At 73.7% G+C, this 24,551-nt stretch carries 22 protein-coding genes; 9 read left to right on the top strand and 13 right to left on the bottom strand.

Features of this window, described 5'->3' with window-relative positions:
* Nucleotide 1: 1 nt before the first annotated feature.
* The 3 genes from AC5WRL_RS07210 to AC5WRL_RS07220 form a co-directional block, all read right to left on the bottom strand.
* Nucleotides 2–1,330 (bottom strand): deoxyguanosinetriphosphate triphosphohydrolase, encoded by a 1,329-nt coding sequence (locus AC5WRL_RS07210; protein WP_496087459.1) that lies wholly within the window; start codon nucleotides 1,328–1,330, stop codon nucleotides 2–4.
* Nucleotides 1,331–1,456: 126 nt separating this feature from the next.
* Entirely contained in the window at nucleotides 1,457–2,758 is a 1,302-nt protein-coding gene (locus tag AC5WRL_RS07215) for an MFS transporter (RefSeq protein ID WP_496087460.1), read from the bottom strand.
* Nucleotides 2,755–3,579: a helix-turn-helix transcriptional regulator gene (locus tag AC5WRL_RS07220; protein WP_496087461.1), complete on the bottom strand. Its 825-nt coding sequence runs from the start codon at nucleotides 3,577–3,579 to the stop codon at nucleotides 2,755–2,757. Before AC5WRL_RS07220 ends, AC5WRL_RS07215 begins: the two co-directional genes overlap by 4 nt.
* Before the next feature lie 49 nt (nucleotides 3,580–3,628).
* Here AC5WRL_RS07220 and AC5WRL_RS07225 point away from each other — a divergent pair, with 49 nt between their 5' ends.
* On the top strand, nucleotides 3,629–4,009 hold the full coding sequence (locus tag AC5WRL_RS07225) for a cupin domain-containing protein (protein WP_496087462.1): 381 nt from the start codon (nucleotides 3,629–3,631) through the stop codon (nucleotides 4,007–4,009).
* Between the two features lie 9 nt (nucleotides 4,010–4,018).
* Here the strand turns inward: AC5WRL_RS07225 and AC5WRL_RS07230 are convergent, their stop codons facing one another.
* Nucleotides 4,019–4,861, bottom strand: a complete 843-nt coding sequence (locus AC5WRL_RS07230) for a sirohydrochlorin chelatase (protein ID WP_496087463.1) — start codon at nucleotides 4,859–4,861, stop codon at nucleotides 4,019–4,021.
* A 162-nt stretch (nucleotides 4,862–5,023) separates the two neighbouring features.
* On the opposite strand from AC5WRL_RS07230, the gene AC5WRL_RS07235 reads away from it, so the two are divergent.
* Nucleotides 5,024–7,132 carry a molybdopterin oxidoreductase family protein gene (locus AC5WRL_RS07235; RefSeq protein WP_496087464.1) on the top strand — a complete coding sequence of 703 codons (2,109 nt, stop codon included), beginning with the start codon at nucleotides 5,024–5,026 and terminating at the stop codon, nucleotides 7,130–7,132.
* A 71-nt stretch (nucleotides 7,133–7,203) separates the two neighbouring features.
* Entirely contained in the window at nucleotides 7,204–7,587 is a 384-nt protein-coding gene (locus tag AC5WRL_RS07240; RefSeq protein ID WP_496087465.1) for a cupin domain-containing protein, read from the top strand.
* Here AC5WRL_RS07240 and AC5WRL_RS07245 read toward each other — a convergent pair.
* On the bottom strand, nucleotides 7,532–8,491 hold the full coding sequence (locus AC5WRL_RS07245) for an AraC family transcriptional regulator (RefSeq protein ID WP_496087466.1): 960 nt from the start codon (nucleotides 8,489–8,491) through the stop codon (nucleotides 7,532–7,534). The two genes, AC5WRL_RS07240 and AC5WRL_RS07245, sit on opposite strands and share 56 nt — an antisense overlap.
* A 79-nt stretch (nucleotides 8,492–8,570) precedes the next feature.
* Between AC5WRL_RS07245 and AC5WRL_RS07250 the strand changes: the two genes are divergently transcribed.
* On the top strand, nucleotides 8,571–9,335 hold the full coding sequence (locus tag AC5WRL_RS07250; RefSeq protein WP_496087467.1) for an SDR family oxidoreductase: 765 nt from the start codon (nucleotides 8,571–8,573) through the stop codon (nucleotides 9,333–9,335).
* 14 nt (nucleotides 9,336–9,349) lie between these two features.
* Here AC5WRL_RS07250 and AC5WRL_RS07255 read toward each other — a convergent pair whose 3' ends face one another.
* Entirely contained in the window at nucleotides 9,350–9,868 is a 519-nt protein-coding gene (locus tag AC5WRL_RS07255; RefSeq protein ID WP_496087468.1) for a GNAT family N-acetyltransferase, read from the bottom strand.
* Between the two features lie 141 nt (nucleotides 9,869–10,009).
* Nucleotides 10,010–11,350, bottom strand: a complete 1,341-nt coding sequence (locus tag AC5WRL_RS07260) for a ferredoxin reductase family protein (protein ID WP_496087469.1) — start codon at nucleotides 11,348–11,350, stop codon at nucleotides 10,010–10,012.
* Nucleotides 11,351–11,536: 186 nt separating this feature from the next.
* On the opposite strand from AC5WRL_RS07260, the gene AC5WRL_RS07265 reads away from it, so the two are divergent.
* The 3 genes from AC5WRL_RS07265 to AC5WRL_RS07275 all read left to right on the top strand — a co-directional run bounded on the left by AC5WRL_RS07265 (nucleotide 11,537) and on the right by AC5WRL_RS07275 (nucleotide 15,785).
* Nucleotides 11,537–12,742: an NAD(P)/FAD-dependent oxidoreductase gene (locus tag AC5WRL_RS07265; protein ID WP_496087470.1), complete on the top strand. Its 1,206-nt coding sequence runs from the start codon at nucleotides 11,537–11,539 to the stop codon at nucleotides 12,740–12,742.
* 89 nt (nucleotides 12,743–12,831) lie between these two features.
* A complete protein-coding gene (gene nirB / locus AC5WRL_RS07270) occupies nucleotides 12,832–15,381 on the top strand; it encodes a nitrite reductase large subunit NirB (protein ID WP_496087544.1) in 2,550 nt (849 codons plus the stop codon).
* Nucleotides 15,382–15,401: 20 nt separating this feature from the next.
* Nucleotides 15,402–15,785, top strand: a complete 384-nt coding sequence (locus AC5WRL_RS07275; RefSeq protein ID WP_496087545.1) for a nitrite reductase small subunit NirD — start codon at nucleotides 15,402–15,404, stop codon at nucleotides 15,783–15,785.
* A gap of 16 nt (nucleotides 15,786–15,801) precedes the next feature.
* Here the strand turns inward: AC5WRL_RS07275 and AC5WRL_RS07280 are convergent, their stop codons facing one another.
* The 5 genes from AC5WRL_RS07280 to AC5WRL_RS07300 form a co-directional block, all read right to left on the bottom strand.
* Nucleotides 15,802–18,267, bottom strand: coding sequence for a glycoside hydrolase family 65 protein (locus AC5WRL_RS07280; RefSeq protein WP_496087471.1), 2,466 nt, complete (start codon nucleotides 18,265–18,267; stop codon nucleotides 15,802–15,804).
* A gap of 4 nt (nucleotides 18,268–18,271) precedes the next feature.
* Complete coding sequence (locus tag AC5WRL_RS07285; RefSeq protein WP_496087472.1) at nucleotides 18,272–19,024, bottom strand: HAD family hydrolase; 753 nt, start codon at nucleotides 19,022–19,024, stop codon at nucleotides 18,272–18,274.
* Between the two features lie 60 nt (nucleotides 19,025–19,084).
* The gene (locus tag AC5WRL_RS07290; RefSeq protein ID WP_496087473.1) at nucleotides 19,085–19,768 is read right to left on the bottom strand and encodes a helix-turn-helix domain-containing protein; all 684 of its coding nucleotides are present in this window, start codon (nucleotides 19,766–19,768) and stop codon (nucleotides 19,085–19,087) included.
* A gap of 114 nt (nucleotides 19,769–19,882) precedes the next feature.
* Nucleotides 19,883–20,416: a hypothetical protein gene (locus AC5WRL_RS07295; protein WP_496087474.1), complete on the bottom strand. Its 534-nt coding sequence runs from the start codon at nucleotides 20,414–20,416 to the stop codon at nucleotides 19,883–19,885.
* A 34-nt stretch (nucleotides 20,417–20,450) separates the two neighbouring features.
* Nucleotides 20,451–20,933: a nitroreductase family deazaflavin-dependent oxidoreductase gene (locus AC5WRL_RS07300; protein WP_496087475.1), complete on the bottom strand. Its 483-nt coding sequence runs from the start codon at nucleotides 20,931–20,933 to the stop codon at nucleotides 20,451–20,453.
* 112 nt (nucleotides 20,934–21,045) lie between these two features.
* On the opposite strand from AC5WRL_RS07300, the gene AC5WRL_RS07305 reads away from it, so the two are divergent.
* Nucleotides 21,046–21,747, top strand: a complete 702-nt coding sequence (locus tag AC5WRL_RS07305; RefSeq protein WP_496087476.1) for a TetR/AcrR family transcriptional regulator — start codon at nucleotides 21,046–21,048, stop codon at nucleotides 21,745–21,747.
* 1 nt (nucleotide 21,748) lies between these two features.
* Here AC5WRL_RS07305 and AC5WRL_RS07310 read toward each other — a convergent pair whose 3' ends face one another.
* Nucleotides 21,749–23,182 (bottom strand): endo-1,4-beta-xylanase, encoded by a 1,434-nt coding sequence (locus AC5WRL_RS07310; RefSeq protein WP_496087477.1) that lies wholly within the window; start codon nucleotides 23,180–23,182, stop codon nucleotides 21,749–21,751.
* Between the two features lie 135 nt (nucleotides 23,183–23,317).
* Between AC5WRL_RS07310 and AC5WRL_RS07315 the strand changes: the two genes are divergently transcribed.
* Nucleotides 23,318–24,364 carry a LacI family DNA-binding transcriptional regulator gene (locus tag AC5WRL_RS07315; RefSeq protein ID WP_496087478.1) on the top strand — a complete coding sequence of 349 codons (1,047 nt, stop codon included), beginning with the start codon at nucleotides 23,318–23,320 and terminating at the stop codon, nucleotides 24,362–24,364.
* Nucleotides 24,365–24,551 lie beyond the last annotated feature (187 nt).

Raw genomic sequence — 24,551 nt, forward strand, 5'->3', positions numbered from 1 at the left:
TTCACCCCCAGACATACCCCGGGGACGGCGAGGTGAGGCGGGCGTGCAGGGAGCGTGCCGATGCGTCCGTGAGCGCGGCGATCTGATCCACGATCACCCGGAGGGCGGCTGCGTCATCGGCGGCGGACGCGTAGAGGGCACGGTGCTGCGGGTCAAGGCCGTGCGGGGCGCGGCGGATCAGCGCGTCGCCCAGTTCGGCGAGCAGCTCGCGCTGCCGGCCGCGCCGCAGCTCCTGGTCGGGGCGCTGCATGACGTACACGTCGGCGACCGCCTTGAGGACCGCGCACTCCAGGCGGATTCCGGGCGGGACGATCAGCTCGGCGGAGTAACGGTGCAGCGGGCCGGGGCCGTAGCGCTCACGGGTGGCATGTTCGGCGGCGGCACAGAACCGGCCGATGAGCTGACTGGTCGCGTCCTTGAGGCGGGCCTGGGCGGTGGCGGAGCCGTCGTAGCCGTGCGGCCACCAGTGCTGATCGAGCAATCGGTCGAGGGCGGCGGCCAGCTCGGCATCGCCGGTGCCGGGCGGGGCGTAGCGGGCCCGGACCACGCGGAAGATCTCCGCGCGTTCGGGCTCGGCGAGAAGGAGACCGGGGTCCAGATGCCCGGCGTGCAGGCCGTCCTCGACATCGTGGACGGAGTACGCGACATCGTCCGACCAGTCCATGACCTGCGCCTCGAAGCAGCGGCGGGCCGCCGGGGCGCCCTGCCGGAGCCATTCGAAGACCGGCAGATCGTCCTCGTACGCGCCGAACTTCGGCGAGCCGGGATCGGTGGGGTGGCCGCCGCGCGGCCAGGGGTACTTGGTGGCGGCGTCGAGGGTGGCGCGGGTGAGGTTGAGGCCGACGGGGCGGTGCAGGGGTTCGGAGAAACGTTTCGGCTCAAGCCGGGTCAGCAGCCGCAACGACTGCGCGTTCCCCTCGAAGCCGCCACAGGGCGCGGCGATCTCGTCCAGGACCCGCTCCCCGTTGTGCCCGAAGGGCGGATGGCCCAGATCGTGCGCGAGACAGGCCGCCTCGACGACATCGGAGTCGCAGCCGAACGCCGTCCCCAGATCCCGCCCCACCTGCGCGCACTCCAGCGAATGGGTGAGCCGGGTACGGGGGCTGGCGTCCCACGCGTGCTCGGCCTCGGCCTCCCCTTCGGCCGCGAACTGACGGCTGTGACCGGTGTCCGGGGTCACCACCTGGGTCTTCCCGGCCAGCCGGCGCAGCGCGGCGGAATGCTGCACCCGCGCCCGATCGCGCTGGAAGGCGGTCCGCCCGGCCCGTTTGTCCGGCTCGGGATCCCACCGCTCGGCATCGGCTGGGGCGTACGCGGCGCTGTGTTGCATATCCCGACATTAACCGGCGGGAGTGACAGGGGTCAGGGGGCGGGGGTGAGGGTGGGGGTGGGGGTGGGGGTGGGGCGCCCGCCCGAAAACGAGACAACCATCCCCACCCCCACCACCAACAGCCCGTCAGCGGCCGGCCGGGGAATCCACGTCCTTCTGTCGTTCGGTCACCGCCGTCACTCCCCTCACTCCCGTCGCCTGCGCCGACCGCTCCTCCGGCCCCGGCGACTCCCCCGCCTTCGGCCCCTCCGGGGTCGGGTGCCAGCGGTGGCGGGTCAGGGTGGCGGTCAGGGTGAGGGGGATGGTCAGGGCGCAGGCGAGGCCGAACAGCAGGGCGTACTGACCGCGTTCGGCCAGGGGGCCGGCCGCGGTGGCGGCGGCCGAGGAGCCGATGAACAGGGCGCCGGCGAAGAACGCCACCGCCGTGCCACGGGCCTGCGGCACCACGGAGGTGGCCCATGCCTGGAGCGAGGAGTGCATGAAGGACCAGCCGCCGCCCAGCAGCAGGGCGGTGGTGAAGACGGCGGGCAGGTTCACCCAGGCGGTGACGATGCCGTACCCGGCGCACATCTGCGCCCCGCCCACCGCGATCAGTACCCATACCGGCAGCCGCCCGGTGAGCACCCGTACCAGCCGGGAGAAGACCACCACCCCGACCCCGTACATCGCGGTGGCGAGGCCGGCGACGGCCGCGCTCACGTCGTGGGACTGGAGTGCGGTGGCCAGCAGGGTCATGGTGCCGAGCAGTACCGCGCCCTCCACGAAGGCCAGGCCGAAGACGGTGAGCGCCCAGCGGTTGCGGAGCACCGCGCCCAGGTGGCCGGTGATGCCGCCGGCCGTCGTGGCGGCGCGCGGGGGTTCGGGGAGGGTGCGCAGCGCGTACGAGCAGGCCACCGCGCACACGGCGGGCGCGGCGAAGACCAGCCGCCAGTCCACGGCCTGGGCGAGTGCGCCGGCGACGGCGGTGGCCAGTGCGGTGCCGACCGCCATGACGGCCATCAGGTCGGACAGGGCGCGCTGGCGGCGGGCGGCCGGGATGGTGTCGCCGAGGTAGGTGAGGGAGGTGGGGACGACGGCGCCGTAGCAGGCGCCGGCGATGATCCGGGCGGCGATCAGGACGTGGGCGTTGGGGGCGAGCGCGGAGAGCGCTCCGGCGAGGGCCGCGACCAGCAGGGTCCAGCGCATGACGCGGACCCGGCCGACGCGGTCGGAGAGGATGCCCCACAGGGGTTGGGAGAGTCCGTAGGCGAGGAAGTAGGCGCTGGCGGTGAACACGGCGGTGCCGAGCGGGATGCCGAGCCCGGTGGCGATGAGGATCAGCAGGGGGCTGATGGCGAACCGGTCGAAGCAGCTGACGAAGCCGGCCGCCGAGAGGGCGATGGGGGGACGGCTGCTCTCCGGGGTGCTCATCGGCGTGTCGTGTGTCATGTGGTGTACCTGCCCGGTGTGGTGCCGACATGCCGGGTGAAGTGGCGGTGGAAGTGTGCTTGGTCGTAGAAGCCGACGGCGGTGGCGACCTCGGCGGGCGGCCGGCCGGCGAGGAGTTGGCGGCGGGCCCGGTCGATGCGCCGACCGGTGAGATAGGTGTGCGGGGGCAGACCGAACGCCGCGCTGAAGCAGCGCACCAGGTGGCCGGGGTGGGCGTGCAGGACGGCGGCGGCTTCCTTGAGGGTGATGCCGGTGTTGAGGCGGGCGTCCAGCAGTTCGCGCAGGGCGACGGCCAGCGGGCGGTCGGCGGCGGCGGGCCGGCGTACGGGGCGGGTGGTGCGGTGCGCGCGGAGGTGGTCGAGCAGCCGTTCGCGGACGCATGTCAGTCGCGCCTCGGCCTCGAACTCGTCCCCGGGGCCTTGGCCCAGTGCCTGGTGCAGCAGGTGCAGCCGGTGGTGCAGTTCCGGGTCGAGGTGCACGGGCTGGTCGACGGCGGCGCCGGTGAGCCGTTCGGGGAGGAGGGTGGTGTCGAGGTAGAGCACGCGTTTGCGGAAGCCGGCCGGCCGGACGGTGCGGCCGTCGTGCGGGACGCCGGGCGGCAGCAGGATCACCTGGCCGTGGGCGGCTGCGCCGTGCCGTTCGCGGGGGCGGTCGACGGCGAAGTCGACGGAGCCGTCGTCGAGGATCATCAGATCCCAGGTGTCATGGGTGTGCATGGGGTAGGCGTGGTCGGCGAAGCGGGCGTGGAGGACCTCGGTGATGCCGTCGAGGCGCGGTCGCCACGCCCGGACGCGTGCTCGGGTACCCTGCGCGCCGGCCATGTGAGAAACGTACAAGACGGGTGGCGGCCGTACGGGGGACGCTCGCTCCATGGACAACAGCACCGTACCCGCCGCTGTCAGCATCGCCGAGCGGCTGTCCCGGTTCAGCGATCAGTGGGCGCAGAAGAAGATTGCCGATCTCAATGATTTTGAGATCAAACTGGCCAAGGTCGAGGGTGAGTTCGTGTGGCACAGCCACCCGGACACCGATGAGTTCTTCCTGGTGATCAGTGGCCGGCTCACCATCCAGCTGCGCGGCGCCGACGATGTGGTGCTCGGGCCGGGCGAGCTGTATGTCGTGCCGCGCGGGGTCGAGCACTGCCCGGTGGCGGCGGAGGAGACGGCGATCCTGCTGGTCGAGCCGGCCGGGACGCTCAACACGGGGAACGCGGGCGGGGCGCTGTCCCGGCCGGCCGAAGCGCTGGGCTGACGGCGACGGTCAGGCTTTGCTCGCCGCTACCGCCGCGGCCCCGGCCCCCGCTACCGCTACCGCCGCCACCAGCGCCGGCCGCCGGGTGGCGGGGGCGGGGGTGGGCGGCCGGGTCGGGATGGCGCCGCGGGCCTGGTCGTAGCGGTGCAGCAGCAGTCTGGCCAGCGCGGGGTGCGCGCCCAGTGGGGCGGCGGCCACGCCGGGGGCGGCCTCGGCGCAGCGGGTGGCGAACCGGCCGGGCGCGGTGAAGCAGGAGGCGACGGCGATCTTGGTGTGACCGTGTCCGCGCAGCTCCGCGATGGCGTCGGCCACCGTGGGGCGGGCGGCCGAGGCGTATGCCGGGAGGACCGGCACCCCGCCCAGCCGGTCGGCGAGCATGTGCGCGGTGTACTCGGTCCCGGCGGCCGATTCGGGGTCCAGCGATCCGGCCGCCGCCAGGACGACCGCGTCGGCGTGCGGGTCCTGGTCGCGCCGGTAGCCGGCCTCCACCAGGCGGCTGTACAGGGCGTCGACCAGCAGCGGGTGTGGCCCGAGGCAGGCGGCGGTGGTGACGTTCAGGTCCTCCCGCACCGCCTCCACCACGCCGGGTATGTCGTGCTTGACGTGGTATCCGCGGCTGAACAGCAGGGGTACCAGTACCGCCGCGCCACCGCCGGCGCCGGCGCGCAGCGCGGCGAGGGTGTCGGCGAGCCGCGGGGTGTCGTTCTCCAGATAGCCGGGTTCGACCCGCAGCCCCGGCCGCAGGGCGCGCACCAGGCGGATGAGGGCGGCGATGCTCCGCGCGGCGCGGGGGTCGGGAGAGCCGTGGGCGACGGCCACCAGGGTGGGGGTGGGAATCGTGCGGGCGCTCATTCGGCCAGCCTGCGCCCGGCGCGTTGCCGTTGTGTTGCGAGGGTGTCACCAATGTCGCGCCCGGCGCTCACGCCACCCCGCGCGCCGGGGGTGAGCAGGGCGCGCCGGGGCCGTAACTCCTGGGCGGGGTCGGCGTAATACCGCCGACGCATCATGGCGCGCATGACCCCCAATATGGCAGACATCACGGACACCCATTGCCCGTACTGCGCGCTTCAGTGCGCGATGGGCCTGCGCCGCGTGCCGTCGGAGGGTGCCGGGGGTGGGCTGCGGGTGGTCGAGCGGGGCGCGCTGTGCGGGAAGGGTGCCACGGCCGCCGCCGTACTCAATCCGGGGGCCCGGCTGACCCGCCCGCTGGTGCGCGGCGCGGACGGGGAGCTGGCCCCGGCCGGCTGGGAGGAGGCGCTGGCCCGGGTGGCGCGGGGGCTGTCGGGGGTACGGGAGCGGTACGGGGCGGACGCGGTCGGGGTGTTCGGCGGCGGCGGGCTGACGAACGAGAAGGCGTACGCGCTGGGCAAGTTCGCCCGGCTGGTGCTCGGCACCTCGCAGCTCGACTACAACGGCCGGTTCTGCATGTCCTCGGCGGCGGCGGCCGGGAACCGGGCGTTCGGCCTGGACCGGGGGATGCCGTTCCCGCTGGCCGACATCCCGCGCACCGGCTGCGTGATCCTGGTGGGCTCGAACCTCGCCGAGACGATGCCACCCGCGCTGCGCCACTTCACGGAGCTGCGCGCGAACGGCGGCACGCTGATCGTGGTCGACCCGCGCCGTACCCGTACCGCCGAGCAGGCCGATCTGCACCTCGCGCCCCGCCCCGGGACCGATCTGGCGCTCGCGCTGGGCCTGCTGCATCTGGTGGTGACGCAGGGCCGGGTGGACGAGGCGTTCGTCGCGGAGCGGACCAGCGGCTGGGCGGCGGCGCGGGCGGAGGCGATGGCGCACTGGCCGGAGCTGGTGGAGCGCATCACCGGGATACCGGTGCCCCAGCTGCGGGCGGCGGTGGAGCTGTTCTGCGCGCCCGAGGCGGCGATGGTGCTCACCGCGCGCGGCCCAGAGCAGCAGTCGAAGGGCACCGACACCGTCTCGGCCTGGATCAATCTGTGCCTGGCGACGGGGCGGGCCGGGCGCCCGTACTCCGGCTACGGCTGTCTGACCGGGCAGGGCAACGGTCAGGGCGGGCGCGAGCACGGGCAGAAGGCCGATCAGCTGCCCGGCTACCGGATGCTCACCGACCCGGCGGCCCGCGCGCATGTGGCGGGGGTGTGGGGCGTGGACCCTGCGGTGCTGCCGGGACCGGGGCGCAGCGCGTACGAGCTGCTCGACGCGCTCGGCGGCCAGGACCCCGGCGGGATCCGGGCGCTGCTGCTGATGGGCTCCAACCCGGTGGTCTCGGCGCCGCGCGCCGCGCACATCGAGCAACGGATGCGGTCGCTGGACTTTCTGGCGGTGTGTGACGTGGTGCTGTCGGAGAGCGCGGCGCTCGCGGATGTGGTGCTGCCGGTCACCCAGTGGGCGGAGGAGACCGGCACGCTGACGAATCTGGAGGGGCGGGTGCAGCTGCGGCGGCGGGCGGTCGCGGCGCCGGCCGGGGTGCGCAGCGATCTGGAGGTGCTGCGCGCGCTCGCCCAGCGGCTGGGCTGGGCGGGGTGGGAGCGGGGCTTCCCGGCGGAGCCGGAGCTGGTCTTCGCGGAGCTGCGGCGGGCCTCGGCCGGCGGGAAGGCGGACTACGCGGGGATCACGTACGAGCGGATCACGGCGGAGGGCGGCGTGTTCTGGCCCTGCCCGGCCGAGGACCACCCGGGGACGCCGCGGCTGTTCCTGGACCGGTTCGCGACGCCGGACGGCCGGGCCAGGTTCGTGCCGGTGGGGCACCGGCCGGCGGCGGAGGAGCCGGACGCCGAGTATCCGGTGCTGCTGACGACGGGGCGGGTGCTGGCGCAGTACCAGTCGGGGGCGCAGACCCGGCGGGTGGCGGAGCTGAACGCGGCGGCGCCGGGCCCGTTCGTGCAGTTGCATCCGCGGCTGGCGGAGCGGATCGGGGCGGCGGAGGGTGACCGGCTGGCGGTGGTGTCGCGGCGCGGGCGGGCGGTGGCGCCGGCCCGGATCACCGCGGCGATCCGGCCGGACACGGTGTTCATGCCGTTCCACTGGCCGGGTGAGGGGCGGGCCAACACGCTCACCAATCCGGCGCTGGATCCCACCTCCCGGATGCCGGAGTTCAAGATCTGCGCGGTACGGGTGGAGCGGGTGGAGCGCGCGGAGCAGGAGTGAGCGGGGTGAAGAGGGGGGCGCTTTGCGGTGAACCGGGTTGCGGCGCCGCCCGTACCCCGGAGCATGGAGGGGTGACCGACACCACGCAGCACACCACACATCTGACCGCGCTCGCCGAGCACCATCTGGGCCGGGCCCGCGAGGCGGAGCACGGCCGCAGCGCCCATCTGTTCCTGCACGACGGGCCGCTGCGGCAGAGCGTGATCGCGCTGACGGCGGGCGCGCAGCTGGAGGAGCACAACACCCCGCCGGCCGCCAGCCTCTATCTGGTACGGGGGTCCGTACGGGTGGTGCCGGCCGGCGGGCAGGGGGCCGACATTCCGCTGACGGCGGGCGAGATCCTGAAGATCCCGCACGTGCGGCACTCGGTGGTGGCGCTGGAGGACGCGGTGCTGGTGCTCACCTCGGTGACGGCGGTGCCGGACGCACTCGCGCCCGGTGCGAACTGGGGCTGATGCCGCGTTCCCGCTTGAAGGCGGTGCTGAGGGCGAAGCCGCTGCCGTAGCCGACGCGGCGGGCGACGGCGTCGAGGGTGGCGGTGGGTTCGCGCAGCAGGTCGGCGGCGAGGGAGAGCCGCCAGTCGGTGAGGTACGCCATGGGTGGCCGGCCGACGAGGGTGGCGAAGCGCTGGGCGAGCGCCGCCCGGGAGGCGCCGGACCGGGCGGCGAGTGCGGCGACGGTCCAGGGGTGGGCGGGGTCCTCGTGCAGCAGGCGCAGCGCGCGGCCGACCACGGGGTCGGCCTGGGCCCGGTACCAGGCGGGGGCGTGGGCCTCGGGGCGGGCGAACCAGGCGCGCAGCACGGCGATGAGGAGCAGGTCGAGCAGCCGGTCCAGGACGACACTCTGGCCGGGCCGGTCCTTGCCGATCTCCTGGGTGACGAGCGGCAGCAGGGGGCAGTCCCAGTCTGCGGCGCGCAGCACGAGCAGGCGTGGCAGGGCGTGCAGCAGCCGGCCGCTGATCTCGCCGTCGACGTGGTACGTACCGACGAGGAGTTCGGCGGCGGCGCCGGCCCGCCCGGTGCCCCAGGTGCGGACGCCGAGATCGAGTTGCTCGCACAGTCCTTCGCCCTCGGGGGTGGTGGTGATGTCCCCGGGATGGACGACGGCCTGCACGGGGATGTCTGTGCCACTGCCCACGAGGTACGGGTCGGGTCCGCGGACCACGGCGATGTCACCGGCGTCGATCCGTACCGGTGCCGCGTCGTCGTACATGACCCGGGTGGTGTCGCGCAGGGCACACAGAACGGTCAGCGGGGCGCGGTCCTGGACCCGTACGCACCAGGGCGGGTCGAAGACCGCGCGCAGCAGGAAGGCCCGGTGCGCGCGCGGGCCTTCCAGCAGGCTGGCGAGGCTGTCCATGCGACCGAGGGTAGGCGGGTGCGGCGCGGCTCATTGGTGCCGGGGGCGAAGTCGTGGCAGAAGGGATGCCATGACTGCCATGACATCCCCTTTTCTGGTCACCGGCGGCACGGGCACGCTCGGCCGGCATGTCGTCCCCCTGCTGCGGGAGGCGGGCCGCCCGGTGCGGGTGCTGAGCCGGCACGAGCGGCCGGCCGCCGAGGGCGTCACGTACGTGACCGGTGATCTGCTCAGGAACGAGGGCGTCGAGGCGGCCGTGTCCGGCGCCGGCACCGTCGTCCACCTGGCGGGCGGTCCCAAGGGCGACGACGAGGCGACCCGGAACCTGGTCCGGGCGGCGGCGGAGGAAGGGGTACGGCATCTGGTGCTGATCTCCGTCATCGGCGCGGACCGGGTTCCGGTCGGCTACTTCCGGATGAAGCTGGGCACCGAGGTGGCGGTGGCCGAATCCGGAATCCCCTGGACCACGCTGCGCGCCGCCCAGTTCCACGAACTGGCGCACCTGGTGCTGGCGAAGCTGGTGCGGCTGCCGGTGGTCCCCGCCCCGCGCCCGGTCCGGCTGGAGCCGGTCGACTCGCGCGATGTGGCGGCCCGGCTGGCGGAGCTGGCCCTGGGCGAACCGGCCGGCCTGGTCCCGGACCTGCCGGGCCCCAGGGTGTACACCACGGACGAGCTGATCCACTCCTACCTCCACGCCACCGCCGGACGCCGCCCCCGCCTCCCCCTCCCCCTTCCGGGCAGAACGGGCCGTGCCTACCGCACGGGCGCCAATCTGGCCCGCCCGGGCGCGGTCCGGGGCGAACGCACCTGGGAGGACTACCTGTCCGTCCATGTGACGGCGTAGTCCGTCCACGGCGACTACCAGATGTCGCCGTCGCGCCAGTCGCAGATCAGCTCGCCCGTCACATCGAGCGGGACGGGGCCCGCCAGGACGTGGACGGTGCCGTCGGATTCCTCGGTGCGGGCGATACCCATCGGGGTCAGGGCCCAGGTGCGGCCCTGCCACGGCTGCCAGCCGCGGGCCGGCCAGTACGCGGCCGACTGCGGGGGTGTGGAGAGCGCGCCCAGGTCGTACGCCGCCGCGATCACGCGTTCCAGTACGGCGGCCACCGTGCCGCCGTGGCCCTGGCCCCGGTGGTCGGGGTGGACGCCCAGCGCCTCCACGTACCCGGTGCGCAGCGCCCGGCCGCCGTGGATCAGCCGGCGCTGCACCACGGCGCCGTGCGCGATGAGCGAGTCGCCGTCCCACACCATGGTGTGCATGCCGCCCAGCGCGTGGTCCCAGTCATGTTCGATCAGCCCCAGCAGGCCCCGGATCGCCCGCAGGGTCGCCGTCGACAGTTCCGCGGTGTGGGCGGTGCGTACTTGATGAGTCATGCGGTTCCTCCACGGGTGCGGACTCCGGTGCGGACGGGGTCGGGGCCAGCGTCACGAGCGTGGCCAGGGCGGCGCTCGCGCCGAACAGCAGCAGGGCCTTCGTCCTGCGGGGGTGTCGCCGCACCAGGCGATGGCGTGGCATCAGAACGCGAACTGCTCGGTGTGGACACGGGAGGCGGGCACCCCGGCCCGGTTCAGCGAGGAGCGCGCCGCGTCCGCCATCCCGGGCGGCCCGCACACGTACACGTCGCGCTGCGCCAGATCGGGCACCAGGCCGCGCAGTACCTCGGGTGCCAGCGGATCGTACGGTCCGTCCGGCGCCCCGAGCAGGTAGAACAGGCCCGCCCCGCGCTCCGCCGCGATCGCTTCAAGTTCCTCCCGCAGGACCAGGTCCTCGGCCTCGTCCGCCCGGTAGAGCAGGGTGATCTCCTTGCCCTTGCCGGGCAGCGTCTCGAACAGCGCCCGCAGCGGCGTGATGCCGACCCCGCCGGCCAGCAGCAGCACCCGCCGCCGGGTGCGCCGGTGCGCGGTGAGCGCGCCGAACGGGCCGGCCGCCAGCACCCGTACCCCCGGCCGCAGCCGCCGCATCCGCCGCGTGTGGTCGCCGAGCGCCTTGACCGTGATCCGCACCTCGTCGCCGCGCACCGGCGCCGACAGCGAGAACGGCAGCGAGGTACGCCACAGCCGCCGGGTCAGGAACCGCCACCGGAAGAACTGCCCGGGCTCGGCGCGCAGCGCCGCCAGGTCCCGGCCGCGCATGGTCACGGAGACCGCCTCAAGTCCCTCGGGTACGACGGCCACCACCCGCAGCGCGTGCCGCAGGGCCTGCCGTACCGGCACCACCAGCCGGTACCACACGAGCAGCACGGCGGCCGAGGTGTGCAGCATCGACCACACCCATGCCGCTGCTTGGTTGCCGGCGACGTCGGGGCCGGCCAGCTGGTGCCAGAAGGCGGCCCCGGCCGCCACGTACATGAGGAGGTGGGTGGCGCGCCAGGTCTCGTGCCGGATCCGGGTGCGGATCCGGCGCGCCGACATGGCGCCGGCGGCCAGCAGGAGGACAAGTCCGGCCGTTGCCGCGAGCAGCGCGGGGTGGCGGGCGAACTCCCGGCCCGCCGCCACCAGCGAGACGTCGCGCGCCGTGGCGTACGCCAGGAGCGCGAGGACGGCGTGCGTGCCGCACAGCGTCAGCACATAGCGGCCGGCCCACGCGTGCCAGCGGGCCAGCCGGTCCGCGCCGACCCCGTGCTCGACGGCCGGAATCCGGGTCATCAGCAGCAGCATGACGACCACGCCGTAGCCGGCGAGCAGCCCGGTGAGCTGGGCGGCGGTGGCGAACAGCGCCTCGGGCAGCAGCGCCGCCACCTCACCCGGGCGCAGCGAGAGCGCCCACAGGCCGGTCACCAGCAGGCCGCCGCCGCAGATGCCCCGGCGCACGGTGCGCGGGGCCAGCCGCAAAGGTGCTGGCCAGGTCGCTGTCATGACGGGAGCGTACGGGCGCGCGCGAGGTTCCACGCGGTCGTTAAGGGTCGTATAAGGGTGCGCTGAGCGGACCTTAATCCGGGCGGTCCGGGCTCACAGCGCTGCTCGCCGCGCGCTGAGGGCAGCGTTGCCCGGGGGAAACGGCGGCGATGCGGGCGGGTAACGGGCGCCCCGCAGGCTCGTGGCATGGCAGATGTGGTGATCGTCGGCGGCGGGATGGCCGCCGCCCGGCTGGCGCGCCGGCTGGACGGGCCCGTCACCGTCATCGCCGGGGAACCGTATCCGCCCTACAACCGGGTGCTGCTCGCGGGGGTGCTGGCGGGGCAGTACGGCCCTGAGGTGATCGCGCTGCCGGCGCCCGGCGCCGGGGTGCGCTGGCGCGCGGGGGTACGGGCCACCGCCGTCGACACGGCCGCCCGCGAGGTGGTGTGCGACGACGGGTCCCGGGAGCCGTACGGCACGCTGGTGCTGGCGACCGGCGCCGCGCCGGTGCTGCCACGGCTGCCGCCGCCGCACGGCGGCAGCGGCGGGGAACTCCCGGAAGGGGTACGGGCCTTCCGGACCCTCGACGATGCCCTCGCGGCCCCGGGCGAGCGCGCGGTGGTGGTCGGCGGCGGACTGCTCGGGGTGTCCGCGGCGGCGGCGCTCGCGGTGCGCGGCGTGGCGACCGTACTGGTGCAGCGGGGACCGCGGCTGATGGAACGTCAGCTGGATGAGCGGGCGTCCGGGCTGCTGCGGGAACGGCTCACCGCGCTCGGGGTGGAGGTGCGCACCGGGTGCCGGGTACGGCGGCTGCGCACCGGCGGCGGGGTGCTGCTCGCCACCGGGTCCACCCGGCGGACGGCTGGGGGCGGCGGTGAACTCGCCGCCGACACCGTCCTGCTCGCCTGCGGGGTGCTGCCGCTGACCGGCCTGGCCCGGGACGCCGGGCTGCGGATCGGCCCGACCGGCGGCGTCGTCGTGGACGACCGGCTGCGCAGCTCCGACCCGCGCATCCACGCCGTCGGCGACTGCGCCGAACACGCCGGCGTCAGCTACGGGCTGGCCGGCGCCGCCCTCGAACAGGCCGATGCGCTGGGGGAACTGCTCAACGGCCGGGACCACGCCCGCTATCACGGCTCCCGTCCCCTCTACCGGCTGTCCCTCCCGGGGCCCATCGACCTCGCCGCCTTCGGCGCGCCCTGCCCCGCCCCCGGCGACGACACCGTCCGGCTCGCCGACGCCACCCGCGGCACCTACCGCCGGCTCGTGGTGCGCGGCGACCGGCTGCGCGGCGGCGTCCTGGTCGGCGATCTCGGCGCGGTCGGCACGCTCACCCGCGCCTGGGAGTCCGACGAACCGCTCCCGGCCGCTCCCCTGTTGCATCTGCTCACCCACGACGGAGGAAACTGATGTCCACCTGCACGGACACGGGTAAGGACACCGGCACGGGCACGGGCACGGGCACGGACACCGGCACCATCGTGCTCATCGGGCACGGCATGGTCGGCCAGCGCTTCCTTGAGGAGCTGGCCGAACGCGGCGTCACCGCCCGCTCCCGGGTGATCGTGCTCGCCGAGGAGCCGCGCCCCGCCTACGACCGGGTCAGGCTCACCTCCTACTTCTCGGGCGTCACCCCGGACGAACTCTCCCTCACCCCGCCCGGGTTCGCGCAGCGGCACGGCATCGAGCTGTGCCTGGCCGACCCGGCCGTCGCCATCGACCGGGCCGCCCGTACGGTCACCGCCCGCTCCGGGCGCGTCATCCGCTACGACACGCTCGTGCTGGCCACCGGCTCCGCCCCGTTCGTGCCCCCCGTCGAGGGCCGGGACGCCGCCGGCTGCTTCGTCTACCGCACCATCGAGGACCTGCTGGCCATCGAGGAGTGGGCCAGGGCCGACCGCACCACCACCGGCATCGTGGTCGGCGGCGGGCTGCTCGGGCTGGAGGCGGCGGGCGCGCTGCGCGGGCTCGGACTCGCCACCCACATCGTGGAGTTCAACCCCCGGCTGATGCCCGTCCAGGTGGACGAGGGCGGCGGTGCGGCGCTGCGCCGCACCGTCGAGGAGCTGGGGCTCGTGGTGCACACCGGGGTCGGCGGGCAGCGCGTCCACACCCGACCCGAGGACGGCACCGTCACCGGCATGACCCTGTCCGACGGCTCCGCCGTCGACGCCGAGCTGGTGATCTTCTCCGCCGGGGTACGCCCCCGGGACGCCCTCGCCCGCGCGGCGGGGCTCGCGGTCGGCGAACGCGGCGGCGTCACCGTCGACGAGCGCTGCGCCTCCGTCACCGACCCGGCCGTGTACGCGATCGGCGAGTGCGCCCTGGCGGTGGACGGCCGGGTGTACGGGCTGGTGGCGCCCGGCTACGAGATGGCCGCCACCGCCGCCTGCGCCATCGCCGAGCAGCCGGTGACCGGGTTCACCGGCGCCGACCTGTCCACCAAGCTGAAGCTGCTCGGCGTGGATGTGGCGTCCTTCGGCGACGCGCACGGCACCGCCGACGGCGCGCTCGACGTGGTCTACGCCGACTCCCGCTCCGGGGTGTACAAGAAGCTGGTCATCGGCGGCGACGGCACCCTGCTCGGCGGGGTGCTGGTGGGCGACGCCGACGCGTACGGTCTGCTGCGCCCGCTCACCGGCACCGTGCCGCCCGCGCCGCCCGAGCAGCTCGTGCTGCCCGCCGGGCTCGCCCCGCCCACCGCGCTGGGCCCGGGCGCGCTGCCCGACGAGGCGGTGATCTGTAGCTGCCACAACGTCACCAAGGGCACCATCAGGGCCGCCGTCACCGAACACTCCTGCGCCTCGCTCCCCGAGGTGAGGAAGTGCACCAGGGCGGGCACCGGCTGCGGCAGTTGCGTCAAGGTACTGGGCCAGCTCGTCAACGAGGAGCTGGCGGCCGGCGGCGCCGTCATCGACACCGGCCTGTGCGGCTGCTTCCCGCAGACCCGCCAGGAGCTGTACGAGATCGTGCTCGCCCTGCGCATCACCGGCTATCAGCGGCTCCTGGACCAGTACGGGCGGGAGTCGGCGCGCGGCGGCGACGGCTGCGAGATCTGCAAGCCCGCCGTGGCCTCGATCATCGCCTCCCTCGCGCCGGCCATCGGTGCCGCCACGCACGTGCTGGCGGGCGAACAGGCCGCCCTCCAGGACACCAACGACCACTTCCTCGCCAACATCCAGCGCAACGGCTCCTATTCGATCGTGCCGCGCATCCCGGGCGGCGAGATCACCCCGGAAAAGCTCATCGTGATCGGCGAGGTCGCCCGCGACTTCGGCCTCTACACCAAGATCACCGGCGGGCAGCGGATCGACATGTTCGGTGCCCGCGTCGACCAGCTGCCCGCCATCTGGTCCCGGCTGGTGGCGGCCGGCTTCGAGTCGGGGCACGCGTACGGAAAGTCGCTGCGCACCGTCAAGTCCTGTGTGGGGTCCACCTGGTGCCGCTACGGCGTGCGGGACAGCGTGCGGATGGCCATCGATCTGGAGCTGCGCTACCGGGGGCTGCGCTCCCCGCACAAGCTCAAGTCGGCGGTCTCCGGCTGCGCGCGCGAGTGCGCGGAGGCGATGAGCAAGGACTTCGGGGTGATCGCCACCGCCCACGGCTGGAATCTGTATGTGGGCGGCAACGGCGGCGCGACGCCCCGGCACGCCGATCTGCTGGCGCAGGATCTGTCGGACGCCGAACTCGTGCGGCTCATTGACCGGTTCCTGATGTTCTACATCCGCACGGCGGACCGGCTTGAGCGCACCTCGGTGTGGCTGGAGCGGATCGAGGGCGGCCTGGACCATGTACGGGACGTCGTGGTGCACGACTCCCTCGGCATCTGCGCGGAGTTGGAGGCCCTGATGGCGGCGCATGTGGCGGGTTACCGCGATGAGTGGGCGGCGGCGATCAACGACCCGGAGACGCTGCGGCGGTTCGTGTCCTTCGTCAACGCGCCCGGGGTGCCGGATCCCAGCGTGCGGTTCGTGCCCGAGCGCGGGCAGTCCAAGCCCGATCTGGTGCTGCTGTCCGGCCCGGAGATCCCGGTGGGGGTGCGGGCATGACGGCGGCGGCGGAGGTCGGGATGGGGGTGGATGGGGTGGAGGTGGTCGAGGTGCGGTGCGGTACGCGCTGGGTGCCGGTCTGCGCGGCGGCCGAGCTGGTGCCCGGGCGCGGGGTGGCGGCGCTGCTTCCCGACGGGCGGCAGATCGCGGTCTTCCTGGACCGTACGGGTACGGCGTACGCGATCGGCAACCGTGACCCGTTCACCGGGGCGTACGTGCTGTCGCGCGGGCTGCTCGGGTCGGCGGCGGGCGGCGCGGGCGGCGCGTTCGTGGCCTCGCCGCTGCTGAAGCAGCGCTTCGACCTGCGCACCGGGCGCTGCCTGGACGACGATGACGAGGCCCGCGCCGTACCGGTGTACCCGGCCCGGCGCCGCGAACCGGCGGCTCCGGCGGCACCGGGGTAGCCGAGGCGGCCGGCGCTCAGGTGCCGGTGTGCTCGCGCAGCGGCATCAGCCGCTCCTCCCCCGGCGGGATCTCGAAGCCGATCCCGTCCACATGGCCGTCGGCCAGCTGCACCCGTACCGGCTCCTCCTCCCACGGCGGCACCCCGACCCACAACTGCCCCGGCTTCAGCCGCACATGAATCCCGCCGTCGCTGTGATAGCGCAGCGAGAACCCGTACTCCGACAGCTCGGGCAGCGGCGACGGGTCCAGCCACAGCACGCCGTTCCGGGTCTCCAGGCCGGTCAGCCCGCGCTGCAACAGGTCCAGCGTGCCCGCCATGGCGCCCAGATGGATGCCCTCGGCGGTGGTCCCGCCCTGGATGTCGGCCACATCACTGGCCAGCGCCTCCTGCAACTGCCCCCAGGCGTCCCGGTGCCGGGCCCGCGCCAGCACCCAGGCGTGCACCAGGCCGCTGAGCGTGGAGCCGTGGCTGGTACGGGCCAGGTAGTAGTCGACCGTCCGCCGCCAGGCCCGCTCGTCCAGGTCGTAGCCGAGCCGGCCGAAGAGCCGCCCCAGATCGCCGGGGGTGAACAGGTAGCCGAGCATGAGGACATCGGCCTGCTTGGCGGCCTGGTAGCGGTTGACGCTGTCGCCCTCCGCCTCCAGGATCCGGTCCAGCCGGCGGATGTCCCCGTACCGTTCGCGCAGTGCGGCCCAGTCCAGCTCGGCCAGCTCCCCGTACCCCTCGAACTGGCTGACCACGCCCCGGTGGAAGGGCACATACAGCCGCCGCGACACGTCGTCCCACAACTCGGTCTCCCCGGGCCGCATGTCGATGCGGTCGTACAGCTCGTCCCGGCGGGACGCGGGCAGTTCCCGGGTCAGCTCCAGCGCCCTGGCCAGCACCCAGGCGGCGGTGACATTCGTGTAGGCGTTGTCGTCCAGGCCGGGGCGGTCCGCGCCCGGATACCCCTCGTGGTACTCGTCGGGGCCCACCACTTGCTTGATCCGGTACCGGCCCATGGCCTCGTCGAAGACCGCCGAGTCCGCCCAGAACCGGGCGATCTGCACCAGCATCTCGGCGCCCTTGGTGTGCAGGAACTCGGTGTCGCCGCTGGCCTGCCCGTACCGCCACACGTTGTACGCGACGGCCGATCCCACATGGTGCTGGAGCCGCGAGTGGTCGGGCAGCCAGCGCCCAGAACGCGGGTTGAGATGCACCTCGGGGGTCTCCTCGCGGCCGTCGCTGCCGCTCTGCCACGGGTAGCGGGCGCCGTCCCGGCCGATCGCCCGCGCGGCGCGCAGCGCCTGCGGCAGCCGCCGGTGACGGTACATCAGCAGCGCCCGGGACACCTCGGGGAAGTGCAGGTTCAGATAGGGCAGGACGAACAGCTCGTCCCAGAAGACATGCCCCCGGTACGCCTCCCCGTGCAGCCCGCGCGCGGGTACCCCCACATCCAGGTCGGCGGTGTGCGGGGAGAGCGTCTGGAGCACGTGGAAGAGGTGCAGCCGCAGGATGTGCCCGGCCTCACCGGGCGCCTCGACGTCGGCGCGCCGCCACAGCTGGTCCCAGGCGGCGGCGTGCGTACCGAGCAGGGTGGCGAAGTCACCGGCCTGGCCGACGCGTTCGACGGCCGCCTCCAGCGGGGCGCTGATCGCCCGGTCGCGGGAGGTGTGCAGGGCCACGGTCTTCTCGACGGTGACCGGCTTCCCGGGGCGGATGGGGACGGTGAGGCGCTGGGCGGCGCGGCGGCCGGCCAGCTTGGTGACGACGTCCTCCGGCTTGCGGCCGGCCACCACGCGGGTGCGGGCGGCGAGCGCGATGTGGGTGGCTGAGCTGGTGGTGCGGCAGTGCAGCCACACCGTGTCGGGGGCGTCCTCGACCGCGCCGGTCCGCACCCGGGTGAGGTGTGCGCTGGCCAGGTCGCGGTAGCGCTGCACGCCGGTGTTGGCGACGGTGCCGTCGATGGCCGAGTCGATCTCCACGGTGCCGGTCCAGTCCTCGGCGGTGAAGGTGGTGCGCAGCGCGGCGAGATGGGGGTCTCCCATGTGGACGAGGCGGGTCTGGTCGACGCCCAGGTGGCGGCCGTGCGGGTCGCGGAACCGCAGCGAGCGGTTGAGGGTGCCCTGCCGCAGGTCGAGCCACTGCCGGTACAGGAGCAGCCCGTCGCGTTCCTTGTCGGGGGAGAACCAGCGGCCGGCCGGGCCGCCGTCCGGGTGGATGCGGAAGCGCAGCGGCAGCCAGTTGGGGAGGTTGACGATGTCCTCGTTGCCGACGTCGCGCCCGGCCACGTGGGAGGTGAGCCGGTTGTAGAGGCCGGCCACGTACGTACCCGGGTAGTGGGCGGCGCCGGCGGTCACCTCGGGGGCGGCGCCCCGGGTGGCGAAGTAGCCGTTGCCGAGGGTGCACAGGGCTTCGCGCAGCCGTTCGGCGCGCGGGTCGTAGTCCTCGTACGCCCAGGTCCACTCGTCGGTCAGCCCGGACAGCTCGATGGCGGTCACCCGGTCACTTCCCCTCGGGGGTCAGCAGTTCGCCGAGGTCCCGTACCACCAGGTCGGCGCCGTGTTCGCGCAGGTCGCCGGCGCTGGTGGTGGTGGCGGCCCGGTCCACGCCGATGACGAGGGAGAAGTCGCCGCGCCGGCCGGCCTCGACGCCGGCGAGCGCGTCCTCGATGACGGCGGAGGAGTCGGGCGGTACGCCGAGGCGGCGGGCGCCCTCCAGGAAGAGCGCGGGGTCGGGCTTGCCGCGCAGCGCGAGGTGGGCGGCGTCGTTGCCGTCGACGACGGTCTGGAAGAGGGTGCGGACCCCGGTGTGGGCGAGGAGGTCGCGGGCGTGCCGGGAGGAGGAGACGGCGGCGCAGGGCACGTGTTCCTCGTAGAGGGCGTGCAGCAGGCGTACGGTGCCGGGCCAGGCGTCCACGGAGCCGTCGGTGAGGCGGCGCATGAACTCTTCCTCCTTGCGGGCGGCGACCGCGCAGACGCTGCCGGTGCCGGGCGGGTCGTCGGGGTCGCCGAAGGGCAGCCCGATGCCGCGCTGGGTGAGGAAGGAGGCCGCGCCGTCGAGGCGGGACTTGCCGTCGACGTGGCGCCGGTAGTCCTCGGCGGCGTCGAACGGGGTCTGGCCGTGTTCGCGCAGCACCGGGTCGAAGGCGGCCTTCCAGGCGGTGGCGTGCGCGGGGGCGGAGTCGGTGATGACCCCGTCGGTGTCGAAGACGACGGCCTGGCACGCTTCCAGCTCCGGAACGGTGATGGCACTCATGTTTTCCATGGGAACCCCTGTTCGCCAGGTCGGCAACGGCAGCGGAATCTGCCCGTGGGCTCAGCGCCGGGTCTGGATCTCGCTCCCGGAGATCCGTTCGGCCCGGATGCGTACCCACAGCTGCCGGTCGCTGCCGGCCCAGGACTCGGTGTGCGCGGCCTCGTCCAGTTGCCGGCGGGTCTCCTCGTCGGTGACCAGGGAGGCGTGGCCGACGATGAGCACGCTCCATGCCTCGCTCACCGCCTCGTCGATGTGATCGACCTCGAAGGCGACCTCGTGGCCGGCGGCGGCGGCGACCGGGGAGTCGGCGGAGGTACGCAGCACGACGCTGTCGCCGACGATGGAGTAGTTGACGGGGTAAATACCTGGGCCGCGCTCGCTCTCGACGCCGATCCGGCCCACCCCGTACTGCGGGATCCGGGCCCTGGACTCGGTGGCGTCCAGGGCCACCAGGCGCGCCTCGCGGTTGGCGTGTCCGCCGCCGGAGGACACGTCGGAGCCGGTCAGCCCGGCCACGGTGGTCTCCAGGGCGCGGGCCACCCGGGTCAGTGAGCTGACGCTGGGCGAGGCCGGGTGTTCCTCCAGGTAGGCCAGGTATTCGGGCGCCACGCCGGCCCGGTCGGCGACGTCCTCGCGGCTGAGCCCGAGCCGTTCGCGCAGCAGGACGACGCGGCGGCCGATGTCGCTGCCGTGGTGCGACGACTGGTGCGGGCGCGATGGATGGCTTTGCCGTGGTTTTCCCATGCGCGACCACCTCCCTCACTCACCGTCCAGCATCGCCCCGGGGCGTCCGGGCCGCTCGTCGATCACGGTGCGGGGCGGGCTGGGCTGGGCCGGGCCGGGGGCGGGGGCGGGCGGTCAGAACTCCTCGTACGGGTCGCCGTCCGCGTTGATCAGCAGGTGGTCGGGGGCGGTGCGGTCGATCGCGGCGTGCAGGGCGGTCAGCAGGGCGACCCGGTCGCCGGTTCTCAGGCCCAGCGCGCGGGCGGCGGCCTGGCCGCCGGCGGGGGCGAACTCGGGGATCTCGGCCAGCTCCTGGTCCAGTTCGGCCAGCACCTCGGCGACCGGCCGGGCCCGGCCGGCCCGGCTCAGATGGAGGTACTCCTTCCAGAACGGCACCCCGGCCATCAGCTCCAGGGCGGCGCGCAGCGAGTCGGCGATCAGCGCGCACTCGCCCTCGGAGGAGGCGTAGAGGACCGCCTCGCCGTCGACCAGGAAGTAGCTGCCGCCGGCGCCGCAGCCGGCGACGGGTTCGAGGGTGGCGCCGGAGCGCAGCGTCAGGCCGGGCTCCACCGGGTCGAGGCGGGTCACATCGAAGTCGCAGGGCCACTCGAAGTAGCGGAACAGCTCGGGCCGTTCGGCTATCTTCGCCAGCAGCTCGGGTTCGCTCATGGGGCGAACGGTACGGCACCGCCGCCGGTGCACGTCAGCCGTTGCGGGTTTCGGTGACGGTGAGGGCGAACACGGGGTGATCGGGGGCCACCCGGCGCAGTTCCTCGGTGGTCGAGCCGGGGCCGACGCCGTCGAAGAACGCCCCGGTTTCGGCCTTCCAGCGCTTGAGATAGGCGCGCAGCACCTCGGGCTTGTCGTCGTCGGCGACCTCGGTGGCGGTGAACACCTCGACCTTCTTGCCGACGCGCAGTTCGCCGCCGCCGACCACCCGCATGTTGCGGGTCCACTGGACGTGGCCGCGCGGGGCGACGAGGTAGAGCTGTCCTTCGTGGCGCAGCGGGTTGACGGGGGTACGGCGCCACTCGCCGCTCTTACGGCCGCGCACGGCGAGCACCCGGGAGCCCCGGACGCTGATGCCGCGCCGGGTGAGCCCCGCCATCACGGGGTTGAAGACATGGTTGGTGAGCCATCCGGGCCGCTTGACATGGGTGCTGTGCGGCGGCTGCTGCTCGCTCATGGGTCTGCTCCTGGAACCTTCAGAGAGCGGCGCTCTCGGTTGAGAGCAATGGTTGCACTATCACCGCACACAAGCAAGAGCACTGCTCTCGAAACCGTGGCAGACTGTTCGTATGACAGCGATCAGGGGAGCCAGGGAACGCGCCAGGCGCGAGGTGACGGCCGCCATCAAGGACGAGGCCCGCGCACAACTGGCCGCCGAGGGGGCCGCCAAGCTCTCCCTGCGCGCCGTCGCCCGCGAGCTGGGCATGGCCTCATCGGCCCTCTACCGCTACTTCCCCAGCCGCGACGAGCTGCTGACCGCCCTCATCACCGACGCCTACGACCTGGTCGGCGAGGCCGCCGAACAGGCCCTCGCCGCCGCCGGCCCCGCCGCCGCTCCCCTGGCGCGCTGGCTGGCCATCTGCCGTGCCGTACGCGAGTGGGCACTCGCCCACCCGCACGAATACGCGCTCATCTACGGCACCCCCATCCCCGGCTACGCCGCCCCGGCCTCCACCGTCGAACCGGCCTCCCGGGTCGCCGCCACCCTGATCGCCGTCGCCGCCGACGCCCACGCGGCCGGCACCCTGGCCCGGCCCACCACGGGCCCGCCGCCCGGCACGGTCGCCGCCGGCCTCGCCCCGGACCTCCCCCCCGAGACCGTCCCCGCCCTGATCACCGCCTGGAACACGCTCTTCGGACTGATCAGCTTCGAACTCTTCGGGCACTTCCACAACGTGCTGCACAGTCCCGGGGAGTTCCTTGCGCACACCATGACCGCACGGGCCAGGGACGTGGGCCTCCCCGGGACCGGGACCGGGACCTCGGCCTGACTCAGGCCGAGGCCGCCGTGCAGGCGGTGCCGTTCAGGCTCACCACCGGGGCCGGGTAGACCGCCCCGCTGTTGGTCTGGAAGCCGAAACTGAGCGTGCCGCCCGCCGCCACCGTCCCGTTGTGGGCGGCGTTGCGCGCGGTCACCGTCGTACCCGACTGGGTGAGCTGGGTGTTCCACGAGCCGGTCACCGACTCACCGGCCGGCAGGGTGAACGTCGCCGTCCAGCCGTTCAGCGCCTGCCGCGCGGTCACCCGCACCTCCACCACCGAACCGGCGTTCCACCGGCTGGTCACCTGGTAGACCGCCGAGCAGTCCGCCCCGGGGCCCGGGTCCGGGCCCGGACCGGGATCGCCGCCCCCAGGGGTGCCGCCGAACGCCGTCAGCATCCCGTTGTAGGCAGGCTTCGGCTGGTAGTTCTCGTCGTACGGCAGCGCCGCGCCCTGCCCCGGGAAGGTGCCGGGCACCCAGGAGTCACGGTCGCTGAAGCCCCACACCGTGACGCCCGAGCAGCGCGAGACGTTCAGGCAGGACTGCACCACCTGGCCGAACTGCTGTGACTGCCGGGCGAGTTTCGCCGAGTCGGCGGGCAGCTGCATCCGGATGTCCAGCTCGGTGATCACCACCTCCACGCCGAGGTCGGCGAACCGCTGGAGGTTGGCCTGGTAGGTGCTGGGCAGCTGGTCCAGGATGAGATGCGACTGGAAGCCGACGCCGTCGATCGGCACGCCCTGGGCGCGCAGATCGCGCACCAGGTTGTACATGCCGGTGCTCTTCGCGTTGATGGCGTCGGTGCTGTAGTCGTTGATGAACAGCTTGGCGTTGGGGTCGGCGGCCCGCGCCGCCCGGAAGGCGTTGGCGATGTAGTCGCGGCCCAGCACCTGGTACCACTTGGAGTTGCGCAGTGAACCGTCGTCGTTGAACGCCTCGTTCACCACGTCCCAGCGGTTGATCTGGCCCCGGTAGCGACCCACTACCGTGGAGATGTGGGTGTTCATGATCTGGTTCAGCTCGGTTGCGCCGAAGCTGCCGTTCGCCAGCCAGCCCGGCATCTGGCTGTGCCACACCAGGGTGTGGCCGTACACCTGCTGGCTGTTGGCCTGCGCGAACTGCACCAGCCGGTCGGGGGCCGCCCAGTTGAACGTGCCGCGCTGCGGCTGGATGGCGTCCCACTTCATGGCGTTCTCGGCGGTGACGCTGCTGAACTCGCGCGCCGCGATGCCGTTGTACGTGCCGTCGCCGAGCCGGTTGTCGGCGATCGCCGTGCCGACGAATTTACCGCTTGTTGACGCCGCTTCGCGTAAGGTCGCGAGCTGAACCGATGGCGCTTCTTCCGACGTGCTCTGAGCTGCCTGCGCGCCGCCGTACAACGCCGCACCGGAGAGCAACGCTCCGGTGGCGATGACGACCGCGGCTCCGCGCACTAGGGAAAACATGCCCGTCCCTTCCCTTGTCATGCCCCCGCAGGCTGACGGGACCGTTGTAAGGGGGACCATGGTGGACGTCAACCCTTCCGGAATAATGTTGAAAAACTTCCGGCGGGAGTCGGTCGTCGGCAGAAAGTAGGGATCATGGGCGGGAACAAGGACCAGGGCGACGGCCGCAAGAAGGTCACCATCACCGCCATCGCCCGCGAGGCCGGCGTCTCGGTGCCCACCGTCTCCCGGGTCGTCAACGGCCGCTCCGACGTGGCACCCGACACCCGGGCCCGGGTGGAGGACCTGCTGCGGCAGTACGGCTACCGCCGCCGCACCGTCGCCCCCGGCGACCGGGCCGCGCTGCTCGACCTGGTCTTCAACGACCTCGACAGCCCCTGGGCGGTGGAGATCATCCGGGGCGTGGAGGAGGTCGCGCACGCCGCCGGGGTCGGCACCGTCGTCTCCGCCATCCACGACCGGGCCGGCGCCGCCCGCCAGTGGATGAAGAACCTGCGGGCCCGCGCCTCGGACGGCGTGATCCTGGTGACCAGCGCGCTGGAGCCGGTGCTGCACAAGGAACTCCACCGGCTCGGCGTACCCCTGGTGGTGATCGACCCGGCCGGCTCCCCCGCCCTGGACGCGCCCACGATCGGCGCCACCAACTGGGCGGGCGGCATGGCCGCCACCGGCCACCTGCTGGAACTGGGCCACCGCCGCATCGGCCTGATCGCCGGCCCGCCCCGGCTGCTGTGCAGCCGGGCCCGGCTGGACGGCTACCGGGCCGCCCTGGAGAGCGCCGGGGTGCCGGTGGACGACGAGCTGATCGTGCCCGGCGACTTCTACCACGAGTCCGGATTCACCGGCTGCGAGCGGCTGATGGCCCTCCCCGAGCCGCCCACCGCGCTTTTCGCGGCGAGCGACCAGATGGCACTGGGCGCGATCGAGGCCCTGCGCCGCAAGGGCCTGCGGGTCCCGCAGGACGTGAGCGTGGTCGGCTTCGACGACCTGCCCGAGATGCGCTGGTCCGCGCCCCCGCTGACCACGGTGCGTCAGCCGCTCGCGGAGATGGGCAAAATGGCGGCCAGGACGGTTCTGCGCCAGGCCCAGGGCGACGAACCCGACTCCCCCCGCCTGGAGCTGGCCACCGAGCTGGTGGTCCGCGCCAGCACGGCCCCGCTTCCCGCGGACCGGACCAGGTAACCGGCCGGAGGCGCACGGGGAGAGGGAACGCCGGGCGGCTTGAGCACATCGCGGGCCGCGCCGGATTCCCGCCACGGACGAAGGGAACGCCGGGCGGTGGCCAGGGTCACCCCGATCTCCTCGCTCCATGAGCAGACCTCCAGCCACGACAGAGAGCCCCCCTGCGCGAAGAGCAGGACCTCACCGG

The sequence above is a fragment of the Streptomyces sp. NTD107 genome (assembly GCF_059510435.1).

What these genes read in the sequence shown, in the direction of transcription:
- AC5WRL_RS07305 (WP_496087476.1), top strand. Translation starts at nt 21,046, where the DNA reads ATGACAGCGATCAGGGGAGCCAGGGAACGCGCCAGGCGCGAGGTGACG.
- AC5WRL_RS07250 (WP_496087467.1), top strand. Translation starts at nt 8,571, where the DNA reads ATGACATCCCCTTTTCTGGTCACCGGCGGCACGGGCACGCTCGGCCGG.
- AC5WRL_RS07295 (WP_496087474.1), bottom strand. Translation starts at nt 20,416, where the DNA reads ATGAGCGAACCCGAGCTGCTGGCGAAGATAGCCGAACGGCCCGAGCTG.
- AC5WRL_RS07210 (WP_496087459.1), bottom strand. Translation starts at nt 1,330, where the DNA reads ATGCAACACAGCGCCGCGTACGCCCCAGCCGATGCCGAGCGGTGGGAT.
- AC5WRL_RS07260 (WP_496087469.1), bottom strand. Translation starts at nt 11,350, where the DNA reads ATGACAGCGACCTGGCCAGCACCTTTGCGGCTGGCCCCGCGCACCGTG.
- AC5WRL_RS07215 (WP_496087460.1), bottom strand. Translation starts at nt 2,758, where the DNA reads ATGACACACGACACGCCGATGAGCACCCCGGAGAGCAGCCGTCCCCCC.
- AC5WRL_RS07245 (WP_496087466.1), bottom strand. Translation starts at nt 8,491, where the DNA reads ATGGACAGCCTCGCCAGCCTGCTGGAAGGCCCGCGCGCGCACCGGGCC.
- AC5WRL_RS07300 (WP_496087475.1), bottom strand. Translation starts at nt 20,933, where the DNA reads ATGAGCGAGCAGCAGCCGCCGCACAGCACCCATGTCAAGCGGCCCGGA.
- AC5WRL_RS07220 (WP_496087461.1), bottom strand. Translation starts at nt 3,579, where the DNA reads ATGGCCGGCGCGCAGGGTACCCGAGCACGCGTCCGGGCGTGGCGACCG.
- AC5WRL_RS07235 (WP_496087464.1), top strand. Translation starts at nt 5,024, where the DNA reads ATGACCCCCAATATGGCAGACATCACGGACACCCATTGCCCGTACTGC.
- AC5WRL_RS07285 (WP_496087472.1), bottom strand. Translation starts at nt 19,024, where the DNA reads ATGAGTGCCATCACCGTTCCGGAGCTGGAAGCGTGCCAGGCCGTCGTC.
- AC5WRL_RS07225 (WP_496087462.1), top strand. Translation starts at nt 3,629, where the DNA reads ATGGACAACAGCACCGTACCCGCCGCTGTCAGCATCGCCGAGCGGCTG.
- nirB (WP_496087544.1), top strand. Translation starts at nt 12,832, where the DNA reads ATGGTCGGCCAGCGCTTCCTTGAGGAGCTGGCCGAACGCGGCGTCACC.
- AC5WRL_RS07310 (WP_496087477.1), bottom strand. Translation starts at nt 23,182, where the DNA reads ATGTTTTCCCTAGTGCGCGGAGCCGCGGTCGTCATCGCCACCGGAGCG.
- AC5WRL_RS07275 (WP_496087545.1), top strand. Translation starts at nt 15,402, where the DNA reads ATGGGGGTGGATGGGGTGGAGGTGGTCGAGGTGCGGTGCGGTACGCGC.
- AC5WRL_RS07290 (WP_496087473.1), bottom strand. Translation starts at nt 19,768, where the DNA reads ATGGGAAAACCACGGCAAAGCCATCCATCGCGCCCGCACCAGTCGTCG.
- AC5WRL_RS07315 (WP_496087478.1), top strand. Translation starts at nt 23,318, where the DNA reads ATGGGCGGGAACAAGGACCAGGGCGACGGCCGCAAGAAGGTCACCATC.
- AC5WRL_RS07255 (WP_496087468.1), bottom strand. Translation starts at nt 9,868, where the DNA reads ATGACTCATCAAGTACGCACCGCCCACACCGCGGAACTGTCGACGGCG.
- AC5WRL_RS07265 (WP_496087470.1), top strand. Translation starts at nt 11,537, where the DNA reads ATGGCAGATGTGGTGATCGTCGGCGGCGGGATGGCCGCCGCCCGGCTG.
- AC5WRL_RS07230 (WP_496087463.1), bottom strand. Translation starts at nt 4,861, where the DNA reads ATGAGCGCCCGCACGATTCCCACCCCCACCCTGGTGGCCGTCGCCCAC.